Raw genomic sequence first — 21,253 nt, 5'->3', positions numbered from 1 at the left:
CTATACTCTGTGCGTAGCTGCAATATATTCATTCAATACGTGCAGCCCCTTCTTCTCATCTAAAATTTTTCCGGCAAATTCTATGCCGCCGGCCAAACAAGCGGCCTTACGGTCCGCATATAAGGCGGCGCCTGCATTTAAGACGATGGCTGTTCGTTTCGCTCCCTTTTCTTCTCCGCTCAGGATGCGTCTCATTATAGTCGCATTTTCCTGCGGCGTACTGCCGATTAAGTCCGCTTTTTCCCCTCTTATCAACCCGAAGTCTTCAGGCCGTATTAAAGAAGTTGTAAAGCGCCCGTTCGAGAATTCGCAAATTTTTGTAGGCGCCGACGCGGAAATCTCGTCCATGCCGTCCATCCCGTAGGCGACAATCCCCTTTTTAACTCCCAGATTATACAAAATGCGAGCCATCGGTTCGAGCAGCTCTTCTTTATATACTCCCAACACCTGTACGGTTGCTCCCGCCGGATTGGTCAAAGGCCCCAACAGGTTAAATACCGTCGGAATAGAAAGTCCCTGTCGAACCGGGGCTACATACTTCATAGCTTTATGAAAGGACCTGGCAAAAAGAAAACAAAATCCCGTTTCATCCAAAACCTTTCTGCATTGCTTTCCGTCCAAGTCAATAACCGCCCCGGCCGCTTCCAACACATCGGCGGCACCGCTTTTCGATGTAGCTGCCCGATTACCGTGCTTGGCTACGCGGCAACCTCCCGCAGCGGCAACAAAGGCGGCCGTTGTGGAAATATTAAAAGTAAAGGACTTATCACCGCCCGTACCGACAATTTCTAATAAATCTCCGTCTCCCTTAAACGCATCTGCATGTTTACGCATCACTTCAGCACAAGCCGTAATTTCTTCAATCGTTGCCCCTTTAGCTTGTAGGGCTGTCAAAAAGGAGGCCGTTTCTATATTCGTCGCTCGACCACTCATGACTTCATTCATAATTTCCGTCGTTTCCTGTGCCGTAAGGTCATTTCCATCCACTAATTTTATCGTTCCTTCTCGAATCATCGTCCAGTCTCCTTTATGTTAAATCCAAAAAGTTTTTAATTATTTTCGGGCCCGTAGGAGTCAGTATCGATTCAGGATGAAATTGAACCCCGTATACGGCCTTTTTTCTATGTTCTACAGCCATTATTTCTCCATCTTCCGCCCTTGCCGTAACCATCAACTCATCGGGCAAAGATGCCTCATCAGCTGCCAAAGAATGATATCGTCCTACCTTAAAAGGCTGCGTAATGCCTTTAAATAAGGGCGATTGGTTTTCAACAACTACCTTAGCCTGCTTCCCGTGCATTATCTCCTTTGCATAAGTTACGGTACCTCCGTAAACCTCACAAATTGCCTGATGACCAAGGCATACACCCAGTATGGGAATTATTCCGGCCGTCTGACGAATCACTGCTTCACAAATCCCGGCCTCAGCCGGTCTGCCGGGGCCGGGAGAAATTATAATTTTTTCAGGGTTCATCTCCAATATTTCCTGTACACTGCATGCATCGTTTCGCATCACTTGAATAAGGGGATTAAATGTTCCCACTAACTGATACAGGTTATAGGAGAAACTGTCGTAATTATCTATAAGTAAAATCATCAGTCAATCCCTCCGTTAGAGCGTTCTACGGCTTGAATGACGGCGGCCGCTTTATTTTTACACTCTTCGTATTCTCCTTCGGCTATGCTGTCAGCTACGATCCCCGCACCGCTGCACACGAAAATGCGTTCATCCTTTTTATAGGCCAACCGAATAGAAATACACGTATCGGCATTTCCCGTAAAATCTATATACCCGACGGCACCTCCGTAAATACCTCGTTTACACTTTTCCAACTCGTCAATAATCTCACAAGCCCTGATTTTCGGTGCTCCCGACAGAGTTCCTGCCGGAAGTACCGCTCCGATAGCATCTAAGGCCGTTTTGTCTTGTCGAATGTTACTACATACGGTAGAGCCGATATGCATGACATGAGAAAATCTCAAAATTTTCAGATACGAATCGACTTGTACACTCCCGAATTCGGAAATTCGACCTAAATCATTTCTGCCCAGGTCGACAAGCATATTATGTTCCGCCAACTCCTTCTCATTTCCGAGTAATTCAGCTTCCAACCGTTCGTCTTCTCTTTCTGTATCCCCGCGTTTACAAGTCCCTGCCAAGGGATATGTAAACAATTTTCCTTCTTCCAATCTGACCAAGGTTTCGGGTGACGCCCCGGCGATTTCAATATCTCCTATAGACATGTAAAACATATAAGGCGAAGGATTTACAGTCCGCAAAATCCGATACGTATCAACCAGACTCCCCTCTCCTCTGGCTTCCAGACGATTGGAGAGCACAACCTGGAATATATGTCCCTCCCGTATGTAATCCTTCCCCTTCTCCACCATACGACAATACTCTTTCTTATCGCAAAGCGGGGTAAATCCTTTGCTTAATACCAACGGATCCGGTGCCGCTTTTTTCCCGAACAGCAATAAATCATGCATAACTTGCAACTCATGTTGAGCTTTTTCATAATTCTCTTCCGGATTTTTCAAGTCTATGTTGACGATAAGAATGATTTCTTGCTTCAAATTGTCAAAGACAATGACTTTATCAAAGATCATCAAATCAAGGTCAGGAATTGACTCGTCATCTTCCGCCGTAAAGTGTATCGACGATTCAACATACTGTAAGTAGTCATAAGAAAAATAGCCGACCAAGCCGCCTGTAAAGGGTGGCAGATTTTCAATGCGAGGAGATTTATTCGCTTCTAAAATTCTACGAATAACTACTGTCGGCTCCTCTCCTTTGATCGTGACGTTGCCGTTTTCTATAACATGAACAATACCGTCTTTACACGTAATCTCCCCCTTAGGGTCATAGCCGATGAAAGTATATCGTCCCCACCGTTTGGCATCTTCCATGCTTTCTAGAATATAACAGTGTTTACTCACATTTTTGACGATACGTAAGGCTTCTACCGGCGTACAAACATCACTATACAAACGACGACTGAGGGGCACAATCTTATAATCTTTGGCATATTGCTTCAACTCATTAGGTGTCATTTTCTCTTCCTCTCGCAAAAAAATCCGTCCATGACAAGAATACATGTCAAGGACGGATACGGTTCCGCGGTGCCACCTTGGTTCAGGAGAAACTCCCTGCTCTCGACGGAATACTAACATATTCCCGGCAACTGACGTATGCCTTACGTCGCAAAATACTCGGCTACTGCCTTTCCTTGCGCCCTCTGCGGCCCATTTGACGGTCTGCGTTCTGCCGGCTTTCACCGTTCCGGCTCGCTGTAAGTGCACGATAACGTCGTTACTCCCGCTTCTTCGGTTTTATGGACGGTATATAATTATGTCATTCATCATATCGTCCTTATATCTTTATGTCAATACCCAATTTTCTCATCAATCTAAAAAGGTCTGTTCACAAACCTTATATTTTTCCTTTGTCTCATTTTTACTGCAAGAAAGTATTCAATGTGTTAAAAATACATAACCCTCCTCTTCCTTTTGCTGTTTACGGGCTGTTATGTGGTATAATAAAACTCGTAAGTGCAAAATATTTTTCTACCCGCTCGAAAGGGGATTTATTCATGAAAAAATCTATAAAATCATATATTCTTGCCGGTATTCTGGCAGTGTCTCTCAGTCCCGCCTCTTCAACCTTACAAACAGCCGAAGCTATAGACTGGACAAGTTTCGCCGGTGCGGGCATACAATACTTCGCCCTCGAAAAAGAGTTAAAGCATCTCGATAACGGTGGCCGCAACGAATTTTTTGAACAAATGAAGAAGAAATACGGTGTCAACAACGATCCTCGTGCCAACGCCATGTTGGACCGTATTATGACGCGTTTATCCGCTTCCATTGCAAAAACGGATCCGTCTATTACGAAAAAGCCGTACAATTACTTTGTTAATGACGACAAAAGCTTTAACGCCTTTTGTACTATCGGCCATAACCTAAGCGTTAATATAGGGGCCTTTGAACCTTTAAATTACAATGAAAACGAACTGGCCTTTGTTTTGGCTCATGAAATGGGACACGGCCAAAAAGGACACCCGATCCAAGGCATTCGTAAACAAATGCCTTTAGTCCTTGCCGGTGCGGCTATCGGCGGTGATACATCTACTCAGCTCATTACAGGTATCTTATCTCAAGTCGGCACGGCTAAATTAATTACGAAACCGATGGAAAAAGAAGCCGATGCCTTGGCATTCACATACGCCGTTAATGCAGGATACAACATCGGAGCCGGTGCTGCCGTATGGCAGCGAATTCTGGACAAGAACCCCGGCCAGTCTTCGGGCGGTATTAACGAACTCTTTAATGACCATCCGTCCACTATTTCCCGCCGTAACGTGTATAATGAAGATATTACAAAGTGGAGTGGCGGTGTCGTTAAGGTCAATGCCGATACAGGAATGATTTCTCTCCACGGAAAAGACTGGTACCAGCCGGAAACCATCTCCTCTATGAGCGGTAAAGAACGAGCCTACCTCATTGCCGGCAATTTGTCGGCCGTCTATCACGACGGTAAAAAACCGACTGCCACCGACGTTCACCGCGGCAGCGACAATCTCTTGTACGTGGGGGCACAACCGATTATGGATCTTTCGGCTGCGCAAAATCCGACAGACTTGACGAACCGCTTACAACAACTCATTTAATGACTATACAAAGGGGAGTAGGGAGACGATGAACCAAGAAATGAAATTGGCTGTCCTTATTGACGCCGAAAACATTTCCAACAAGTATATCGATGTCATCTTGTCTGAAGCCAACAACTTGGGCAATATTGTTTATAAACGCATTTACGGTAACTGGACAACACCTCAAATGGCTTCTTGGAAAAATATTATTCTCGATAATGCCATCCAGCCGATTCAACAATACAGCAACACTATTCGTAAAAATTCATCCGACTCGGCACTCATTATCGATACAATGGATCTTCTTTACCAAAGCGATTTGGATGCCTATTGTATCGTTTCATCGGATAGCGACTTCACTCGTTTGGCTTCTCGTTTAAGAGAATCACAAAAGTATGTTTTAGGCATGGGTGAAAGCAAAACACCTCGCTCATTTATTTCGGCTTGCAACAAGTTTCTATACTTGGATGTCCTCTTTGAAGAAGCTTGCGAAGAACCGGTCGAACACGAAACTTCGATACCTCATGACCGTGAAAAGACCTCCCATTCTTCCGAATACCGTCATAACGGGCAAGACGCATTCGATAATACGTTAGGCAAAGATTTATCGACTATTAAATTGGCTCTTATCAAACTGACGGAAGAAAACTCCGATGAAGACGGCTGGATTTTCTCAGGCACTTTAGGAAATTTATTGAATAAACAATTCTCCGACTTTGATGTAAGAAACTTCGGCTTTAAAAAATTTGTTCCCTTTATCGAATCTCTCGATCTCTTTGATGTATACACGACGACGGACGACAAAAATACGGCCATTAAGCACAACTATTTCCGCGTAAAAGCCGATAAGAAAGAACACCGCCACCGCAGCTTCTCTAAAAAGTTAAAATAGTACGCATTATAAAACCCGCTTGTCCCCATAAGGACAAGCGGGTTTAGCCATGTAGATATCCTATTTCGCCAATTCTTCAATGCGGTTAATTACGCGTTGTGCATGTTCGTGAGCTGCCGACTCCATAGCCTTGCAAGCTTCCACATCATCACGGTTCGCATAGCCGAGACCGCACGTATACACGGCACCTTCATAGTCCAAACTGCACAAATGAGCCGTCTGAATAAAACGAGTCGTCATCATTTCCACAGGGTAGAGTTGAAAACCTCCTTCACGATACATATCTTCCGGTGCACCGACAGTAAAGGAGAGTAGCAGTTTCTTTCCCACTAAGGCCTTTCCTTTGGAGCCGTGTGAAAGCCCGTGTTCAAAGGTCTGTTCCATCCAACGTGCCAAAAGTGACGGCATGCTGTACCAAAAAATGGGGAACTGAAGGACAATAACATCGGCCCATACCAATTGTTCCTGTTCCTTTTTTACATCAATTTTAAAATTGGGGTACATGGCATCTAAATACTCGAAATGAGCTTCAGGCAGAGCCTTTTCCAAATCTGCCATAATAATCTTATTGTTAAACGAATCGTGCTGTAAATCCGTGTGTCCCGAAATAACCAATACGTTTTTCATATATGTGCCTTTCTAAATCGGCTACGGCAAAAGCATATCGCCGATCCGTATACTCTTTTACAAAGTTTTAACCCTTACCGTCTTGAAAAGCCGGATACAAGGTCATGCCGCCGTCTACAAAAAGGGTGATTCCTGTTACGTATGACGCTTCATCGGAAGCAAGCCAAACCACACAAGCTGCTACTTCTTCAGGCTTACCGATACGCTTCATAGGAACCATACTCATCGTTTCTTCATACTGAACGGGGTCGGAGAATTTTTTCGCATTAATAGGCGTATTAATAGCTCCGGGACCGACGGCATTCACCCGAATTCCGTACTTGGCATACTCCATGGCCACAGTTTGCGTAAAGAGTTTAATACCGCCTTTGGACGCACAGTAATGTGCAAAGGTCGGCCAAGGAATCTGCTCATGAACTGATGACATATTTACAATACTTCCCTTTACATCATGCTCCATAAAATATGTCAAAGCCGCACGTGTACCGAGAAATACACCTGTTAAATTAACGTTAATAACTCGTTCCCAATCGCTTAAGGGCATTTCATGAGTCGCCACCTTGTTTTCCATGCCCGCATTGTTAATCCATACGTCGATACCTCCGTAGTTTTCTACAGCCGCATCGACCAGAGACTGCACGCCTTCTTCCGTACCGACATGAGCCTTGACAGTAACCGCCTCTCCGCCGGCACATCGAACCGCTTCTGCAGCCAACTCTGCACCGGCTGCATCGGAATTATAGTTAATGACAACCTTCATGCCTTCTTGCCCGAAACGCTTGGCGATAGCCGTTCCGATTCCCTTAGATCCGCCTGTAATGACGGCTACTTTTCCTTTTAATTCACTGTACATATAGAAATCCTTTCGTCCCCTAATTCTCAATAAATAAGATTATACTACTGCCGCCAATAACACAAAGTAACACGCTTGCAGTAAAAGTCTGTTCGCGTCGTGTCCTTATGCCTTTTAAAATAAGAATCCACCAGACGTGCCTTCTGCTTTCTGAAGAATCAACGGCTGTATTTCTGCTCCTAAAGCAGTAACCAAAGCTATTATAATTTCCCTTAAGGTTCGCTACTCCATAAATGTACTTCCTTACTTTCATTTCACGACTGTTTCAGTATACTATAGTCATATATATTATCAAGATTTTATTTAACAATAATTTTATTTTCCCTCAAAAACCGCAATTTATTTTACACATGCAAAAAGGGACTCGTAAGAGCCCTTTTTTGCATGTTGCATAAAATCAGAAGGATATTACTTATATAGTGTTGCCGAAATAAACCAGCGTTGTTTCATATAATATGCCACATGGTCTTCCATCATATTGGCAAGAAGGAAGTTATCTTCCTTTTCAGCGCCTTCTCGAATTTTTAAAGCCGCCTTTGTCATTACTTCCAGGTCTTTCAACACAATGTCCAAGGCTTCCGCCACGGGATATTCCTTAGCCGGGACTTCCTTAATTGTAGCCGCCTTCATATACTCTTCCGTAGATACGGAAGGCATTTGCCCTTGCATCTTAACCAGTTCCGCTACGGCATCATAATACTCGAAATAGGTATTATAGATACTTTCCAAGTATTCATGAACATTTTTAAAGCTCGATCCTACTACATTAAAATGAAGGTTATGTGTCTTAATGTTGAGAACGGCAAGATTCGCAATATATTGATTTACAGTCTTTAAGTTTTTCATGTAAAACTCCCCCTATCTATTATTTGATTTTCTTTATTTTAACTTTATTGATTTTTATTTTCAACTAACAAAAAGGTTAGACCCATGATATACTATAAAGAACTATAAGGTTTTATGAAAGGACGGTGAATCTCTTATGGTCGAATTTAATAGAAAATTCCAAGATATACAAGATATTCTCAGGCTAAAATGGATTCCCGAAATACTGGCATCTATTGATTCCGGCAAAAACTCATTTTCCATTATTTTGATAAACATTCCTTATATTAGTGAAACAGAATTGAATAGAAAGATTAAAGCACTTCTTACCCGCCATTTAATTCAAAAAAATGAAAAAGGTCTTTATGAATTACTCCCCTTGGGCAAAAGTATTTTATATACGTTAAACCACATACAAAGAGTCTATCAGAAATACGGAGACTGAAAAAAAGCCTTGCTTTACATTCCTGTAAAGCAAGGCTTTTTTATACTCCCTTAGCTTCTATGGTTCCCTTAGATATTTCAAATAAGTGAACGCTGTCCGTTTCTCCTGCCAACTCTTTTTGAACTTCAACGGCCAGACGCCGAGTTTCTTCAGAACAAGTAAACAAAAACACTTGCTCCGTTTTTCCCAGGTCGGCCAGAAATCTCAAGGCTTCTTTTTGCCGAACTTCATCAAATCGAACAAGGATATCATCCAAGATAAGCGGCATAGATTCTATCTGTCCGGCGAAAGCCATGGCCAGGGCCACACGAACGGCCAGATAAATCTGATCCCCCAATCCGCTACTCCACTCTTTTTCGGACGTACGTCTTTGCATACCGTCGACGGCAAAGAGACGCCGTCCGTCCGATGCAGACTGCAAAGTATACCGACCGCCTGTCATAAAATACAAATACTCACCGGCTTTTTTGATAACTGCCGGTTGTCGTACACGTTCATAGTATGACTGAGCTTCACGCAACATATGCTGAGCGTATAACTCTGTAAGCCATTCATCCATCAGTTTATCGAGCTCGGCACAGGTAGACTGCTTTTCCTGTAACAATTCTGAGTATACCTCGTTCTTAGCCATGGCACTCAAACGCTCTACGACGGTTCCTCTTTTTTCTGCTATAGCCGCCAGTTTTTTTTCACATTCGGCCAAGCGACTTTCATAATGAGCCTTCTCGTCTTCCCAGACCTTCAAGTCGTGAATGCTCAATTCTCGCTGCAATTCTGCATAAGTCTTCGCATCTTTAGCAATTAATCTTATATGAGATTCAGATTGTTCATAAACCTCTTTATACTGACAAAACCGTTCAAATTGTAAGGCCTTAGTACGAAACTCACCCACACTACGGCATTCCGTCTGCTTCAACAATTCTTGTAATCGAGCTTCCCGCAGTCGTTTTTCCGCTTCCAATTCAGCAATACGGGCGTCCCCTTCGCGGCGTAGTCGCTCTTGTTCTTTAGCTACTTCAAGGTGAACTTGCACTGCTTGCCACTGTTTATATACTGCTTCCACTGCATCGGGCGTAACCTCTTTTTTTACGGACAGTTCCCTGAAGATCTGCTCGCCCCTATCAATCATACGACTTACACGCTGTTCCAGCTCGCTCCGTTCGCTCTCCCATTTAAGATTCGCTTCATATAAACGATGCCATGTTTCCCATAGATTATGAGCTTCATTAAATCGGTTTAACGGCAAGCGTGTAAATCCCGAATGACTCTGCCATGTGCGCCATGTCGATAAAGCTTCCTCCAACTGTTCCCGACGAGTTTTTCCTTCTTTTTGCCATTTATCATACAGAGCCAAATACATGTCCTGTTGTTCCCGTTCCCATGACTCACGGGTCGAGCGCGTCTGCCAATCCGTATATTCACGGCGTAAACCGTCCAAAACGCCGGTCCACTCTTCAACACTTGCTGTTGAATCGAGATGGGGAGCATATTCTTCTGCAAAGGATTGCAGTCGACTCTGTGCCGCTTCCAAGTGAGCTTCCAACTCGCCAATTCTTTGAGGCCGATAGGATACGGCTTTATGACGTTTATGCCAAAGCACCGCACTGATACAGAAAAAAACAAGAGCCACTACATATAAATAGGACAAGTCTTCCGCGACGGCACCGCTCACCGCTGCAACGGTAACCGCCAGAGTGACAATCACGGAGCCGGTCAATGCGCTAACGGACGGAGCCGGAGTCGCCTTAATCCATTCGAGCATTTCCGCAAGTCGGCGTTTCTCCGCTAAGGCATCGCGTGCAGCCCCCAGATTTTTTCCCAAGTCCTGCCACTGAATTTTTGTGCGGACAGGGCCGGTGATTTTCCGTTCTTCCGTTCCGTCAACCGCCTTCGGTTTGGCAGCCTGCCATTTTTCCGTCTCTCGTTCCAGCCTTTCGGCTATCATAACGGCCTTCAAGCCCTCTTCCCAATCTACCCGGCGTGAAACCTCCCCGTCCGTCCATTCCCGCAAAGTGCGTTCTATGCGATTGCAATCAAAACTGCGGTCCGTATGGGCATCATTGTTTTCAGCCAACTTAGTCGCCATCTGTTTCCATTGAGCGATTTCTGCATGTAGACTTTCGATTTGAGGGGCCGCCGCCTTCCAGCACTGTGCGTCTTCGGGAACTTCATCCGTTTTTCCGTACGAACGGCGGATAGACTCTATTTGTTCCGTAAAAGAGGCTATTTTCTCTTCCGTTTGAGTAAATTCCTTAGCTCCTTCGGGCGGAAATTGGGATACATCGGCCAATTCCTGCATATGATTCCACGCTTCACGACCGCGACGATATACCTGCCATGCGGAAATAGGCATAGAAATTCGCTCTAACTGCAACTTGATCTCTTCCGCTTCCAAGCGAATACGACGTTCTTCTTCGTGTGTTTTTTCCTCTTCCTTTTGCAAGGCGGCAAATTCTTCTTCATCATAAGCCAGACGATCAATACGTAAATCGTAATCTCGCTGTTGCGATAAAAGCTGATTAATCGGCTTTTTTCCTTGAACGGAAGCAACCAGTAAATCACTCATACGCCGCTGTAAATCACGACTTGTTGCCCCCAGGTTCATGCCGCTTTCAATGCTGAAAAATCGACTGCGCACAGCTTCATTGGACAGGACCTTAAATCCTTGAAGATCTTCCAACCCCATGGCAAAGATATTGTCATACGTTACACGTTCCAAGTCATGCCACCATAGACGGGCCGGCTCTTCATGAATAAGCATGTCTCCATCGGCTATATAAGATTCCTTTTCATTACGATAAATCCTATATTCCCGTCCGTTCTCCCGGCGAATATCCATGTGTCCGAAATAGCCTTTCCACTCACCTCTCAGGTAACCGAAAAACATGGAGCGAACGTATTTCATTAACGTCGTCTTACCGCTTTCATTACGACCGTGCATAACGATAAGCCCTTTTTCGGGAGGGTTCCACATGACATTATGATAAATGCCGAAGTCATCTAAATTCATTTGAATTATTTTCATTCGCTTACCCTCTACTTGTCTCCGTCAACTGCTGTACTCCGAACCATTTAGCCCGTTCAAAAGCGGCTATCAGCCGCTCATCCGTAAGGTTTCTGCCATAGGCTCCGAGCCGTTCGAACTCAGGGCGATCTGTTAATATACGCCGCAAAAGTTCCGCCTTTTCAGCGGTCGGCAAGCCTTCTATCTGCTCGGCAATATTCAAAAAATCTCCGACGGTATCCGGTAACTGACTTCGCTCCGTTAAGTTAAGCTTCGGTCTGGCCTTATTCTTGACAGACGTTACCATAATAAAAGCATATTTACCTTCTTCATCTTCTTGCCAGCTGTTTATCCAGTATTGTACCGATTCAGAGTTATTAATAACGCGATACATACTCCCGGCACCGGTAAATTCTACAGTCAAAAATACGGGTTTTCCCGCCTGACGACGAATTTTTTCTTTTTCCAATCTAACCGCTTCCCGCAAAGCTGAAACCGACTCCAAGGTATCAATGGGGATACTCACGGTTTCCCACCGAGCGACGGACGTATCAACAAATTGCACGTTCGTCGTACCGTAGGGGCCGGCTTCTACATAATAGCATCCGCGCGGACCGGTTTCCGTACAATCCAATCCCTGAGGATTGCCGGCGTAAACGACGTACGGCGATTCGCAAAGAATACCGTGCTTATGTACGTGTCCCAAGGCCCAGTAGTCCATACCGCTTTCTTTTAAATCAGCAAGGGAACACGGTGCATACGATGAATCGGTACCGTCCACTTGTGTATGCAAAACACCGACGGCATAACGATCACCCGTTTGACGCCTCATGTCGCGCGACGCATTTTCACGTAACTCGCGACGTTCGTAACTGCGACCGTATATGGCAGCCAATTCTTCCCCTTCGACAACGAGAGGAATTCGTTCCGCTTTATCCGTCGAAAAAACGTGCACATTCGGCGGAAAAGGAATTTCCGCTTGCCAGGATATAGCCGGGTCATGATTACCGTAAGCGATAAATACGGGAATTCCATGTGCTGCCAAGGTGTGCAGGCGGCGTACGAAATCAAGTTGAGCCGTCAAATTGTGACTGGCACTGTTATATATGTCCCCCGAAATAATTAAGGCATGTACCCGTTTATCTATGGCCAACTGTACGATTTTATGAAAGGCTTTCAAGGTTGCATCCCCGACAATACGCTTCCAGCGATCTTCTAACGGGGCCAGACTGCGAAAGGGCGAACCTAAATGTAAATCGGCACAATGAATAAATCGAAATGTTTTAGCCATGAATAACTCCTTCTGCCGTCCATGCCTCATGCAATGTTCTTACGGCATCTTCCAAATCGGCCTCTCGAATACGTGCAAAGGATAAAAAAAACACTTTTTTTGTACCTTCGCTGTATATTTCATAAAAACTTTTCATGGGCTTCACCAGGCACCCCTTTAAAATAGCCGTTTCTGTCAGTTCCTCTTCACTCAAAGATGACTCAAAAGCCAACCGCAGACGTACACCCGACCCGGTGCGATTCACTTCGGCACGGGGTCCGAAGTATTTTTTCAATAACGTTTCCGTCTGACGCCCTTTTTCCTGGTAAAGACGACGCAACCGCCGAGTTTGTTTCGCCATTTCACCGCTACGAATATACTCGGCTACTACACATTGTTCAGGCACGGATACACTTTGACGAAACAGCTCCTGCTCATGACGGTAAGCATAAATGAGTTCATCAGGCAAAATCATGTAACTTATGCGGACGAAAAAAGGCAATACTTTTGATAAGGAGCCGAGGTAAACGACACGATTCGTCTCATCCGTACTCTTTAATGCCGGCACGGGACGTCCCTCGTAACGAAGTTCGCTATCGTAATCGTCTTCAATAATAAGTCCGTCCCGGGCCGCTGCCCAACGTAACAATCCGCGACGACGTGCGACGGGCATGACTGAGCCCGTCGGAAACTGGTGAGACGGCGTAACGTAAACCATATTCGCCGCACTTGCAACCAATTTTGACTCATCGATTCCGTCATCGCCTACAGGTACGGGATAAACAGTATAGCCGCCGGATCGAAAAATTTCTCTGGCCAAACGGAAGCCCGGCTCTTCTACGGCTATATTCGATGCCCCTTTTTGTTTCAACAAATACCCCAAAATACGCAAAAGCGCCGTAACACCGCTACCGATAACAATATGCTCCTTATCCGTATAAACGCCACGGGTTTCATACACATATCGACTCAACGCTTCCCTCAGAACCGGGACCCCTTGTTCATCCTGTGCTTCGTTCAGCATGACCGGCTCGGAAAGCACACGATGCATATAACGCCGCCATAATACTAAGGGAAACCCTTCCGCCCCGGCATCACCACTCGTAAAATCGTATAAAATACGACGTTTCTCCTCCACCGGGCACACCTGAAGTCCCCTAACCGCTGTCTCCTTATCACCTAAAAAGGCGGCCTCAAAACGAGCCTTACTTCGCCCTTGTATATAGCCTTCATTTGATAATTGAAAGTACGCTCTTTCAACCGTAAGTTTGCTGATTCCGACTCTCATAGCCAGGGCACGTATAGACGGTAACTTTGTTCCGGCCCGCATACGTCCGCTTTCGATTTCAGCCTTAAAGTATTCATAAACTTGTACATAATACGGTTTTTTCGATACTTTGTCGATTTGGAGCATTATTTTTCTTCACCTTCATAAAAGATATACCTATTGTAACGAAAAAAAAAGAGCCTGAAAAGGCTATATTTTTCCGATATCTGCTTCCTTTGTAAACTTTTTAAAGGTTTTTTAAGTTGACCTTATACTTTCTTTATTCTATACTGATTTTATGAATAAAACTGCACCCGGGAGGACCAGCATGGAGATTTCAAAATTATCAGCCTACACTCAGCGCATCTTAGGCGGTGGAGAGATAACGCCTGAAGAAGCACTTGAACTTTTGACCGTAAATGATGAAGACACCCCGTTATTAGCTGCTTTTGCCGATAAAATACGACAACATTTTTGCGGTAACGATGTCGATTGCTGCGCTATTGCCGCAGCCAGGTCCGGTAAATGCTCAGAAAACTGCAGTTTCTGTGCCCAATCGGCATTCCATCACGCAAATATCCCCGTTTTTCCTCTTATTTCTACAGAAGAAATTATCACTTGCGCCCGCAAGGCCAAGGCTGCCGGGGCCACTCGCTTTTCAATCGTCACGGGAGGTCGTTCTGTCGAACCGGGCCCCGACTTTGAAAATATTATAAGAGCCATACCGGTCATTAGGGATACTATCGGTATTGAGATATGTTGCTCCTTGGGCCTGATTAACAAAACTCAGTTAAAGGCCTTAAAGGCTGCCGGCATTACCCGATACCACAGTAATATTGAAACAGCACCGTCCTATTTTCCCTCAATCTGTACAACTCACACCTTTGCCGATAAGGAAAAGATGGTAAAAGAAGTGATAGCCGCAGGATTACGGCCCTGTTGCGGAGGTATTTTCGGTTTAGGAGAATCGCAACACCAGCGTATTGAAATGGCCTATACCTTAAAGCGCTTGGGCATCGACTCCGTCCCGGTCAATATTTTAAATCCTATAAAAGGGACTGCACTGGAAAATGTACAGCCCCCTTCACCGTGGGAAATTCTTCGTATTTTTTCAGTCCTTCGCTTTATTTTGCCGAAAGCCCAAATACGCACGGCCGGCGGACGGGAAATAAATCTCCGCTCCATGCAGGCCTATGCATTAACGGCCGGTGCCGACGGCCTTATGATCGGCGGCTATTTGACGACAAAAGGAAATGAAACTCACGTGGACCGTCAAATGTTGCAAGATTTAAATCGTCGCCCCGCTATTCCCTGTCTCTCATAACGATAGCCGCCGCAATAGCCGCCCCGACAAGGGACGAATTCTCCAAAAATTCTGGCAGAGCCTTCATTTCTTTCATATTTCCTGCCGCATTGTGAAAGCAGTTGAATGCCGCTTCCGTCATAACAGGCAGACAACCGCGTACACGCGTGCACACACTGCCGTCAACAGCAATGGTTTGGTTGGGAACTTCTTCATGTCCGTACATATGAAGAAGCACGGCGGCTACGGCGGCTCCCATGAGTTGGGCCGAGCGAACAAAAACGGAAGCCCCCAGATTGCTCAACGCCTTCGTATCTTCAAAGGTAAGAATACGTCCCCATGCCGCCGACATGAGACGCCGTGTCTCCTGTGGCGATTCACTGCGAATCAGGTTCGCCAAGGTTTCAGTAGAGATGTGAGGAATTTGATCCGTTTTAAAATAAGCCATGACAAGGCGGCGAAAAATCCGTCCTAAATAAGCTCCGCTAAGCATTTTTTCCAAGAGATGTCGCCCGGGATGTTGGGTTTCTTTATCTACCGCCAAGTCCCAAGCAGAGCGGGTAAGACGAGAAAATTCACCGGCTTCCAAGTTGACAATCTCTTTTTTTCTATTGTCATAAAAACACATATTAAATCCCGTACCGCAAATAACGGCTACATTGCAAATTTCATTGGCATAAGCGGCCGTCAGCAAGGTAGCCGTCGTATCATTCAGTAAGGCTACCGGTCGGATAAGCGTGTACCCTCGGCGCTTCAAGGCTTCGGTCAGCAACTGATTCACATACTTCCCCTCGACTCCTGACGTTCCGATTTCCTTTACCCACGACAATAGTTTACCGTCTCCCAATTCATGTTGCTCTACAGCAAAGGAAAAAGTATGCCCCAATACATAATGTTTATTCTTATCAGCCACTTGGCTCACCAAGTCGGCCAACGCGTCGAATAGTTCTTCCGCCGTTGCCGACTGACTTGTAAAGTCATGTTTCCCCGGTACAACCAATGGCATTTGTGCCTTCCGTTCAATAACGTAATATCCCTTACCGGTCAGGAGAATACGGGCGGCGCGTAAAGTAGACCCGCCAAAATCGACGGCTATATATCGCCCGCCTTCACGGCCGGTGGGTAATCCGATAAAGGTCCGATCGGCAGATAAGGACGACTCTTTTCCGGCTAACGCCGCTTCCATATCTTCTCGAAAGGCTGCCGTAAATTGATAGAGTGCTTCGTCAGATAAGCAAAAATCTTTACCTATGGCATACCATTCATTGTTCTTTTCCATGGCGCTCCTCCTCTGTATGTATATTTTACCATAAAACGGTATTCCCAAAAGTCACCGAACCGGCAAATAGTGTGCAAGATTATAAATTGATATTATGCATATGCTTTATTATAATGGTACATAGAGTGAGTTCGTATCAGCGACCGCACGAAGGGGTACACCACCACGGGTGTATTTTTTCGTGCGGTTTTTTGCGAAAAAGGGAGGTCCGTATGATTATTGTTAACGGCCGAGGGATTGATAAAAAGTCCCTGTGCCTGTCCCATTGGTTGCTTTTAAACGACTACGATCGCGACCTCATTGCCGTCGAGCGAAACGGTTCTATTGTGAAGCGAAGCGATTATGACAAAACAGTCTTACAAGACGGGGATACGGTAGAGATAGTTCAATTTGTCGGTGGAGGCTAATCTCCACATAAAAGGAGTGTTGTATATGAACGCAGATACTTTATGTCTAGGCGGACATAAGTTTACATCAAGATTTATTTTAGGTTCCGGGAAATATTCGGTTAACTTGATTCACGCTGCCGTCACGGAAGGAGAAGCGGAAATTATTACCCTTGCCCTACGACGGGCAGAAGCAGGGCCGAAAGATAATATTTTGCATCATATTCCGCAAGGTATTACCTTATTGCCGAATACCTCCGGTGCCAGAACGGCTGAAGAAGCGGTACGCATTGCTCGCCTTTCCCGTGAAGTCGGCTGCGGTGACTTCATTAAAATCGAAATTATGAATGACAGTAAATATTTATTGCCCGACAACAACGAAACGATAAAAGCTACGAAACAATTGGTAGATGAGGGTTTTATCGTACTCCCTTATATGTACCCCGATTTGTATGCCGCCCGTGAACTTCAAGCTGCCGGGGCATCAGCTGTCATGCCTTTAGGGGCTCCTATCGGAACCAATAAAGGTCTATGTACCAAAGAATTTATTAAAATACTTATTCGTGAAATTCCTCTTCCTGTCATTGTCGATGCCGGTATCGGCAAACCTTCCCAAGCTTGTGAAGCCATGGAATTAGGTGCTGCAGCTGTCATGGCCAACACGGGCATTGCTACGGCCCACGACATTCCCCTTATGGCTAAAGCCTTTAAAGAGGCGATCAGAGCCGGGCGAAACGCTTATTTGTCAGGTCTCGGTCCCGTCAGTGACCATGCCGTAGCCTCCGATCCGCTAACGGGCTTTTTGGATTCTTAAGGAGGTAATTTTCCATGAAAAACGACCATATGGTTTATCAGCCGGGAATGGAAGTTATTGAATCCCGTATGCTGGACACGGTACTTCACTACCGCAATGCCTTTAACGACTCTGACTACACGGCAAAAGAGGTTGAAGCGGCTTTGTCTAAATCGATTTTGGAAATATCCGATCTCATGGCCTTGCTGTCTACAGCGGCTACTCCCTTTTTAGAAAAAATCGCACAACGAGCTAAAGACACTACGCGACGCCATTTCGGTAATTCCGTCTGTATCTTTACTCCTATGTACCTGGCCAACTACTGCGAAAATTATTGTATTTATTGCGGCTTCAATTCGCATAACGCCATCCGACGTGCCAAGTTATCGGATTCAGAACTATGCCGGGAATACGAGGCCGTTGCCGCTACAGGGCAAGAAGAAATTCTAATTCTTACAGGAGAAAGCCGGTCCATGTCCGATGTAAAATATATCGGTAATGCCATAAAGAAAGCTCGTCAATACTTTCGCGTCATAGGTATTGAAATATATCCTGTCAATAGTGATGAATATGCTTATTTGCATCAATGCGGTGCCGATTACGTAACGGTGTTTCAGGAAACTTATAACTCCGATAAATACGAAAAGCTCCATTTAGCCGGCCATAAACGAATTTTCCCGTATCGCTTTTACGCTCAGGAACGAGCGCTTATGGGAGGTATGCGCGGTGTCGGGCTGGCTGCACTTCTCGGTCTGGATGATTGGCAAAAAGATGCCCTTTCCACAGCCGTTCATGCAAGTCTTTTACAAAAGAAGTATCCGCATGCCGAAATTTCCCTTTCCTGTCCGCGTCTGCGTCCCATTATCAACAACGATAAAATCAACCCGAAAGATGTAGATGAACGAAGATTGGTGCAAATCATCTGTGCCTATCGTCTTTTTTTGCCATTTGCATCTATTACCGTCTCCAGTCGAGAAAATGCAGCCTTCCGTAATAACATCATAAAAATTGCGGCGACAAAAGTTTCGGCCGGCGTTTGTGTCGGCATTGGAGGCCATATAGAAGCAGAGCCTCAAGCTAAGGGAGATGAACAATTCGAAATCTCCGATAATCGTTCATTCGAAGAAATGTACAAGGCTGTAAAAACCGCGGGTATGCAACCCGTTACCAGTGATTATATCTATCTTTAAACTCTGCGAGGACACTCATGCCTACAATTATGGTAAACGGGTGCATGATAAAAACACCTTCTCCCACCCTATATGATTTCTACCGTGAACGCTGCATGGCCGGAATGACGGTTCTCATAAACGGTCGTCCTTGCTCCGGCAATATAACACTAAAAGACGGAGACGATATTACATTCATCACCGCGACGTCCGTTCCTTCACAAGAAGATATAGTAGCTGGACTTTGCCGGCGTCACACCCAAGCCATTCAGGAAAAGTTGAACAAGGCGGACATCACCATTGCCGGCTTAGGCGGCCTTGGTTCGCATATTGCCGTCCACTTGTGTCGTAGCGGTATCGGGACTTTACGACTGTATGATTTTGACAAGGTAGACTTATGTAACTTAAATCGTCAATCATATTTCTTATCCGACATAGGCTCTTATAAAACCGAAGCCTTGTCCAACCAATTACGCCTCATTAATCCCTATCTTAGAGTCTACACGAAAACGGTTCGCCTTACACGAGACAACATTCCTTCCTTGTGTTCTTCTTCCTCCATTGTCATTGAAGCCTTTGATGACCCGAAAGCCAAGGCCTTATTGGTTAATACGGTCTTAAGCGAATTGGAAGAGACGACAGTAATCAGCGCTTCGGGAATGTCGGGATACGGTAGAAGCAATGATATTCGCACACGACGAATTTCTTCACGTTTATACATCTGCGGCGACGAGACACCCCGTCCGGCAAGCGGTGGCGGACTCATGTCGGCTCGCGTGGCCATCTGTGCCGCTCACGAAGCCAATTTAGCAATTCAGCTCTGCATTGAAAAAAAGCCGTAATTCGCTTCAAAAATTTAAAGCCAAAGCATACTTGACTTATATCTCTTCATGTAAAGTGTATCTTTACTATTTAATATACGTTTAACGCATGGTTTAATTGACTATATACGCATATTACAGTATAGTAATAATTGAAATGGTGAATGTTCGGTATTCTTAATTATTATTTTATATAGCTATTTTATTCTATATGTTTTGAGGAGCGAATCATGCGAAAAGTCATTGCAATTACCAATAGGCACCTTGTACACAGGGATTATTGGGATCAACTGGAACAAATCGTAGCGTCTCCCGTCGAATCTCTGGTACTCCGTGAAAAAGATCTTAGCGAAGATGAGTATATCGATTACGCAAAGAAAGCATTAAGTTTATGTAACATACACGGTAAGCAATGCATTTTGCATAACTTCGGCCGGGTTGCCGTACGCCTGCATATCCCGCGCTTTCAGTGTTCTCTAGACTATTTAAAAACGCATACATCCATCAGCTATTATATGTCCACCTTAGGCGTATCCGTTCATACAGCTGAAGAAGCCCATGAAGCCGAAAAGCTCGGAGCCACGTATGTCATTGCGGGGCATGTCTTCCGTACGCCGTCAAAGGAAGCTTATTCACCTATCGGAGTTTCTACGGTTAAAGACATCTGTAACGCCGTATCCGTTCCCGTCTATGCCTTAGGCGGAGTGAATCCGACTACAGTAGGTGAGTTGAAGGCCACCCCCGTCAAAGGAATCGCTTTAATGTCGGGCCTTATGGAAAGTAATGATATTCCTTCTTATGTCGCCAGTCTTCAAGTCTAATATGATTTCAGCACTGTCAAACAACTCTGTAATATAAAACGACTCGAATCATTTGAATTCGAGTCGTTTTTTCATATATAAATCCGGATGCTACTATACACAGTAGGTTTCCTTCTTTACTTGTCAAAATAAAGGATTTATTGTAGAATATTTCCAGGAATTAAACGATATGTTGTATTTTGACGTAAGAAGCAGGGAGATGGCCTTATGAAAACACGTTGCATTGAATTAAGCCGATTTGAAAGCGAAATACTCCGCGAATATATTCCCGTTGCTGCAGAGCGTCCTTTACCGGCAACTTTATGTCGTTCTATTTATCGTCGCTTGGAAGGCCTTCCCGTCTTTGAATCTAACGATATTTCCGGCCATGCACATACAGTCATATCGTCTCATCATGTTCGAGTCACCAAAGCGGTTAACGAATAACCCCATTATCCGAAAGTCCCCGTATCGACATAGTCAATGCGGGGACTTTTGTATTGTTTACAGACTATACTTACTTACTTTTTTCCACTTCTGCCGACAATCGTTCGGCAATAGCCTTACCGGTTTCGGTCTTAGCCAAGCCGCCGTCCGCCGTTTCTTTCAAGGATACAGGCAGTAAGCGCCCTATTTCATCCATAGCCGCAATAACTTCATCCGGCGGAATAACACTACGCACACCGGCCAAAGCCATTTCCGCCGCCGTCAGAGCAATGACTGCAAAAACGCCGTTTCTTTTAACACAAGGAACTTCCACCAATCCGGCAACGGGATCACACGCAAGGCCCAATATATTTTTCATAGCCAAGGCAAAGGCTTGTAATACCTCATCATTCGTCCCGCCCATGAGTTCCGCAACGGCGG

21 protein-coding genes are annotated in these 21,253 nt (G+C 45.1%); 10 read left to right on the top strand and 11 right to left on the bottom strand.

All coding sequences use genetic code 11. The features are described from left to right. Genes trpD through HMPREF9429_RS03860 form a run of 3 tightly spaced genes read right to left on the bottom strand, consistent with a single transcriptional unit; the run spans window position 1 to window position 3,054 of the window. Window positions 1-1,014, bottom strand: coding sequence for an anthranilate phosphoribosyltransferase (gene trpD / locus HMPREF9429_RS03870; protein ID WP_006941833.1), 1,014 nt, complete (start codon window positions 1,012-1,014; stop codon window positions 1-3). 13 nt (window positions 1,015-1,027) lie between these two features. After that, window positions 1,028-1,597, bottom strand: coding sequence for an anthranilate synthase component II (locus HMPREF9429_RS03865; protein ID WP_006941832.1), 570 nt, complete (start codon window positions 1,595-1,597; stop codon window positions 1,028-1,030). Continuing rightward, the gene (locus tag HMPREF9429_RS03860; RefSeq protein WP_040773750.1) at window positions 1,597-3,054 is read right to left on the bottom strand and encodes an anthranilate synthase component I family protein; all 1,458 of its coding nucleotides are present in this window, start codon (window positions 3,052-3,054) and stop codon (window positions 1,597-1,599) included. The genes HMPREF9429_RS03865 and HMPREF9429_RS03860 overlap by 1 nt, the downstream gene beginning before the upstream one ends. 539 nt (window positions 3,055-3,593) lie before the next feature. On the opposite strand from HMPREF9429_RS03860, the gene HMPREF9429_RS03855 reads away from it, so the two are divergent. Both HMPREF9429_RS03855 and HMPREF9429_RS03850 read left to right on the top strand, forming a co-directional pair. Next, window positions 3,594-4,670 (top strand): M48 family metallopeptidase, encoded by a 1,077-nt coding sequence (locus HMPREF9429_RS03855; RefSeq protein WP_040773747.1) that lies wholly within the window; start codon window positions 3,594-3,596, stop codon window positions 4,668-4,670. Window positions 4,671-4,698: 28 nt separating this feature from the next. Then, window positions 4,699-5,544: an NYN domain-containing protein gene (locus HMPREF9429_RS03850; protein WP_006941829.1), complete on the top strand. Its 846-nt coding sequence runs from the start codon at window positions 4,699-4,701 to the stop codon at window positions 5,542-5,544. 60 nt (window positions 5,545-5,604) lie between these two features. Here the strand turns inward: HMPREF9429_RS03850 and HMPREF9429_RS03845 are convergent, their stop codons facing one another. The 3 genes from HMPREF9429_RS03845 to HMPREF9429_RS03835 all read right to left on the bottom strand — a co-directional run bounded on the left by HMPREF9429_RS03845 (window position 5,605) and on the right by HMPREF9429_RS03835 (window position 7,870). Further along, window positions 5,605-6,171: an NAD(P)H-dependent oxidoreductase gene (locus HMPREF9429_RS03845; RefSeq protein ID WP_006941828.1), complete on the bottom strand. Its 567-nt coding sequence runs from the start codon at window positions 6,169-6,171 to the stop codon at window positions 5,605-5,607. Between the two features lie 67 nt (window positions 6,172-6,238). Beyond that, on the bottom strand, window positions 6,239-7,024 hold the full coding sequence (locus HMPREF9429_RS03840; RefSeq protein ID WP_006941827.1) for a glucose-1-dehydrogenase: 786 nt from the start codon (window positions 7,022-7,024) through the stop codon (window positions 6,239-6,241). A gap of 408 nt (window positions 7,025-7,432) precedes the next feature. Then, on the bottom strand, window positions 7,433-7,870 hold the full coding sequence (locus tag HMPREF9429_RS03835) for a Dps family protein (RefSeq protein ID WP_006941825.1): 438 nt from the start codon (window positions 7,868-7,870) through the stop codon (window positions 7,433-7,435). Window positions 7,871-8,006: 136 nt separating this feature from the next. Between HMPREF9429_RS03835 and HMPREF9429_RS03830 the strand changes: the two genes are divergently transcribed. After that, window positions 8,007-8,294, top strand: a complete 288-nt coding sequence (locus HMPREF9429_RS03830) for a winged helix-turn-helix transcriptional regulator (protein WP_006941824.1) — start codon at window positions 8,007-8,009, stop codon at window positions 8,292-8,294. A 40-nt stretch (window positions 8,295-8,334) separates the two neighbouring features. On the opposite strand, the gene HMPREF9429_RS03825 is transcribed toward HMPREF9429_RS03830, so the two are convergent. The 3 genes from HMPREF9429_RS03825 to pdxR are packed head-to-tail and all read right to left on the bottom strand — an operon-like array spanning window position 8,335 to window position 13,982. Continuing rightward, entirely contained in the window at window positions 8,335-11,319 is a 2,985-nt protein-coding gene (locus tag HMPREF9429_RS03825) for an AAA family ATPase (RefSeq protein ID WP_006941821.1), read from the bottom strand. A gap of 4 nt (window positions 11,320-11,323) precedes the next feature. Further along, entirely contained in the window at window positions 11,324-12,589 is a 1,266-nt protein-coding gene (locus HMPREF9429_RS03820; protein WP_006941819.1) for a metallophosphoesterase family protein, read from the bottom strand. After that, complete coding sequence (gene pdxR, locus HMPREF9429_RS03815) at window positions 12,582-13,982, bottom strand: MocR-like pyridoxine biosynthesis transcription factor PdxR (protein WP_006941817.1); 1,401 nt, start codon at window positions 13,980-13,982, stop codon at window positions 12,582-12,584. Before pdxR ends, HMPREF9429_RS03820 begins: the two co-directional genes overlap by 8 nt. Window positions 13,983-14,163: 181 nt before the next feature. On the opposite strand from pdxR, the gene bioB reads away from it, so the two are divergent. Further along, complete coding sequence (bioB, locus tag HMPREF9429_RS03810) at window positions 14,164-15,159, top strand: biotin synthase BioB (protein WP_040773744.1); 996 nt, start codon at window positions 14,164-14,166, stop codon at window positions 15,157-15,159. Here bioB and HMPREF9429_RS03805 read toward each other — a convergent pair. After that, the gene (locus tag HMPREF9429_RS03805) at window positions 15,140-16,417 is read right to left on the bottom strand and encodes a hexokinase family protein (RefSeq protein WP_006941813.1); all 1,278 of its coding nucleotides are present in this window, start codon (window positions 16,415-16,417) and stop codon (window positions 15,140-15,142) included. The genes bioB and HMPREF9429_RS03805 overlap by 20 nt on opposite strands. A gap of 212 nt (window positions 16,418-16,629) precedes the next feature. Between HMPREF9429_RS03805 and thiS the strand changes: the two genes are divergently transcribed. The 6 genes from thiS to HMPREF9429_RS03775 all read left to right on the top strand — a co-directional run bounded on the left by thiS (window position 16,630) and on the right by HMPREF9429_RS03775 (window position 20,833). Then, a complete protein-coding gene (gene thiS, locus HMPREF9429_RS03800) occupies window positions 16,630-16,824 on the top strand; it encodes a sulfur carrier protein ThiS (protein ID WP_006941811.1) in 195 nt (64 codons plus the stop codon). 25 nt (window positions 16,825-16,849) lie between these two features. Then, window positions 16,850-17,617, top strand: coding sequence for a thiazole synthase (locus HMPREF9429_RS03795; protein WP_040773742.1), 768 nt, complete (start codon window positions 16,850-16,852; stop codon window positions 17,615-17,617). 14 nt (window positions 17,618-17,631) lie between these two features. Beyond that, window positions 17,632-18,786, top strand: a complete 1,155-nt coding sequence (gene thiH, locus HMPREF9429_RS03790; RefSeq protein ID WP_006941806.1) for a 2-iminoacetate synthase ThiH — start codon at window positions 17,632-17,634, stop codon at window positions 18,784-18,786. 17 nt (window positions 18,787-18,803) lie between these two features. Then, window positions 18,804-19,607 (top strand): sulfur carrier protein ThiS adenylyltransferase ThiF, encoded by an 804-nt coding sequence (gene thiF, locus HMPREF9429_RS03785; protein ID WP_232216644.1) that lies wholly within the window; start codon window positions 18,804-18,806, stop codon window positions 19,605-19,607. 209 nt (window positions 19,608-19,816) lie between these two features. Beyond that, window positions 19,817-20,407, top strand: coding sequence for a thiamine phosphate synthase (locus tag HMPREF9429_RS03780; protein WP_006941804.1), 591 nt, complete (start codon window positions 19,817-19,819; stop codon window positions 20,405-20,407). Between the two features lie 207 nt (window positions 20,408-20,614). Continuing rightward, window positions 20,615-20,833, top strand: a complete 219-nt coding sequence (locus tag HMPREF9429_RS03775) for a hypothetical protein (protein WP_006941803.1) — start codon at window positions 20,615-20,617, stop codon at window positions 20,831-20,833. Window positions 20,834-20,903: 70 nt separating this feature from the next. Here the strand turns inward: HMPREF9429_RS03775 and HMPREF9429_RS09325 are convergent. Next, a partial coding sequence (locus tag HMPREF9429_RS09325; protein ID WP_006941802.1) for an L-serine ammonia-lyase, iron-sulfur-dependent, subunit beta occupies window positions 20,904-21,253 on the bottom strand: 350 nt, incomplete at its 5' end.

The sequence above is a fragment of the Megasphaera micronuciformis F0359 genome (assembly GCF_000165735.1).
Lineage (GTDB): Bacteria > Bacillota > Negativicutes > Veillonellales > Megasphaeraceae > Megasphaera > Megasphaera micronuciformis.
Note: the sequence above shows the minus strand (reverse complement) of the source record. Positions and strands in the feature narration are given on the sequence as shown.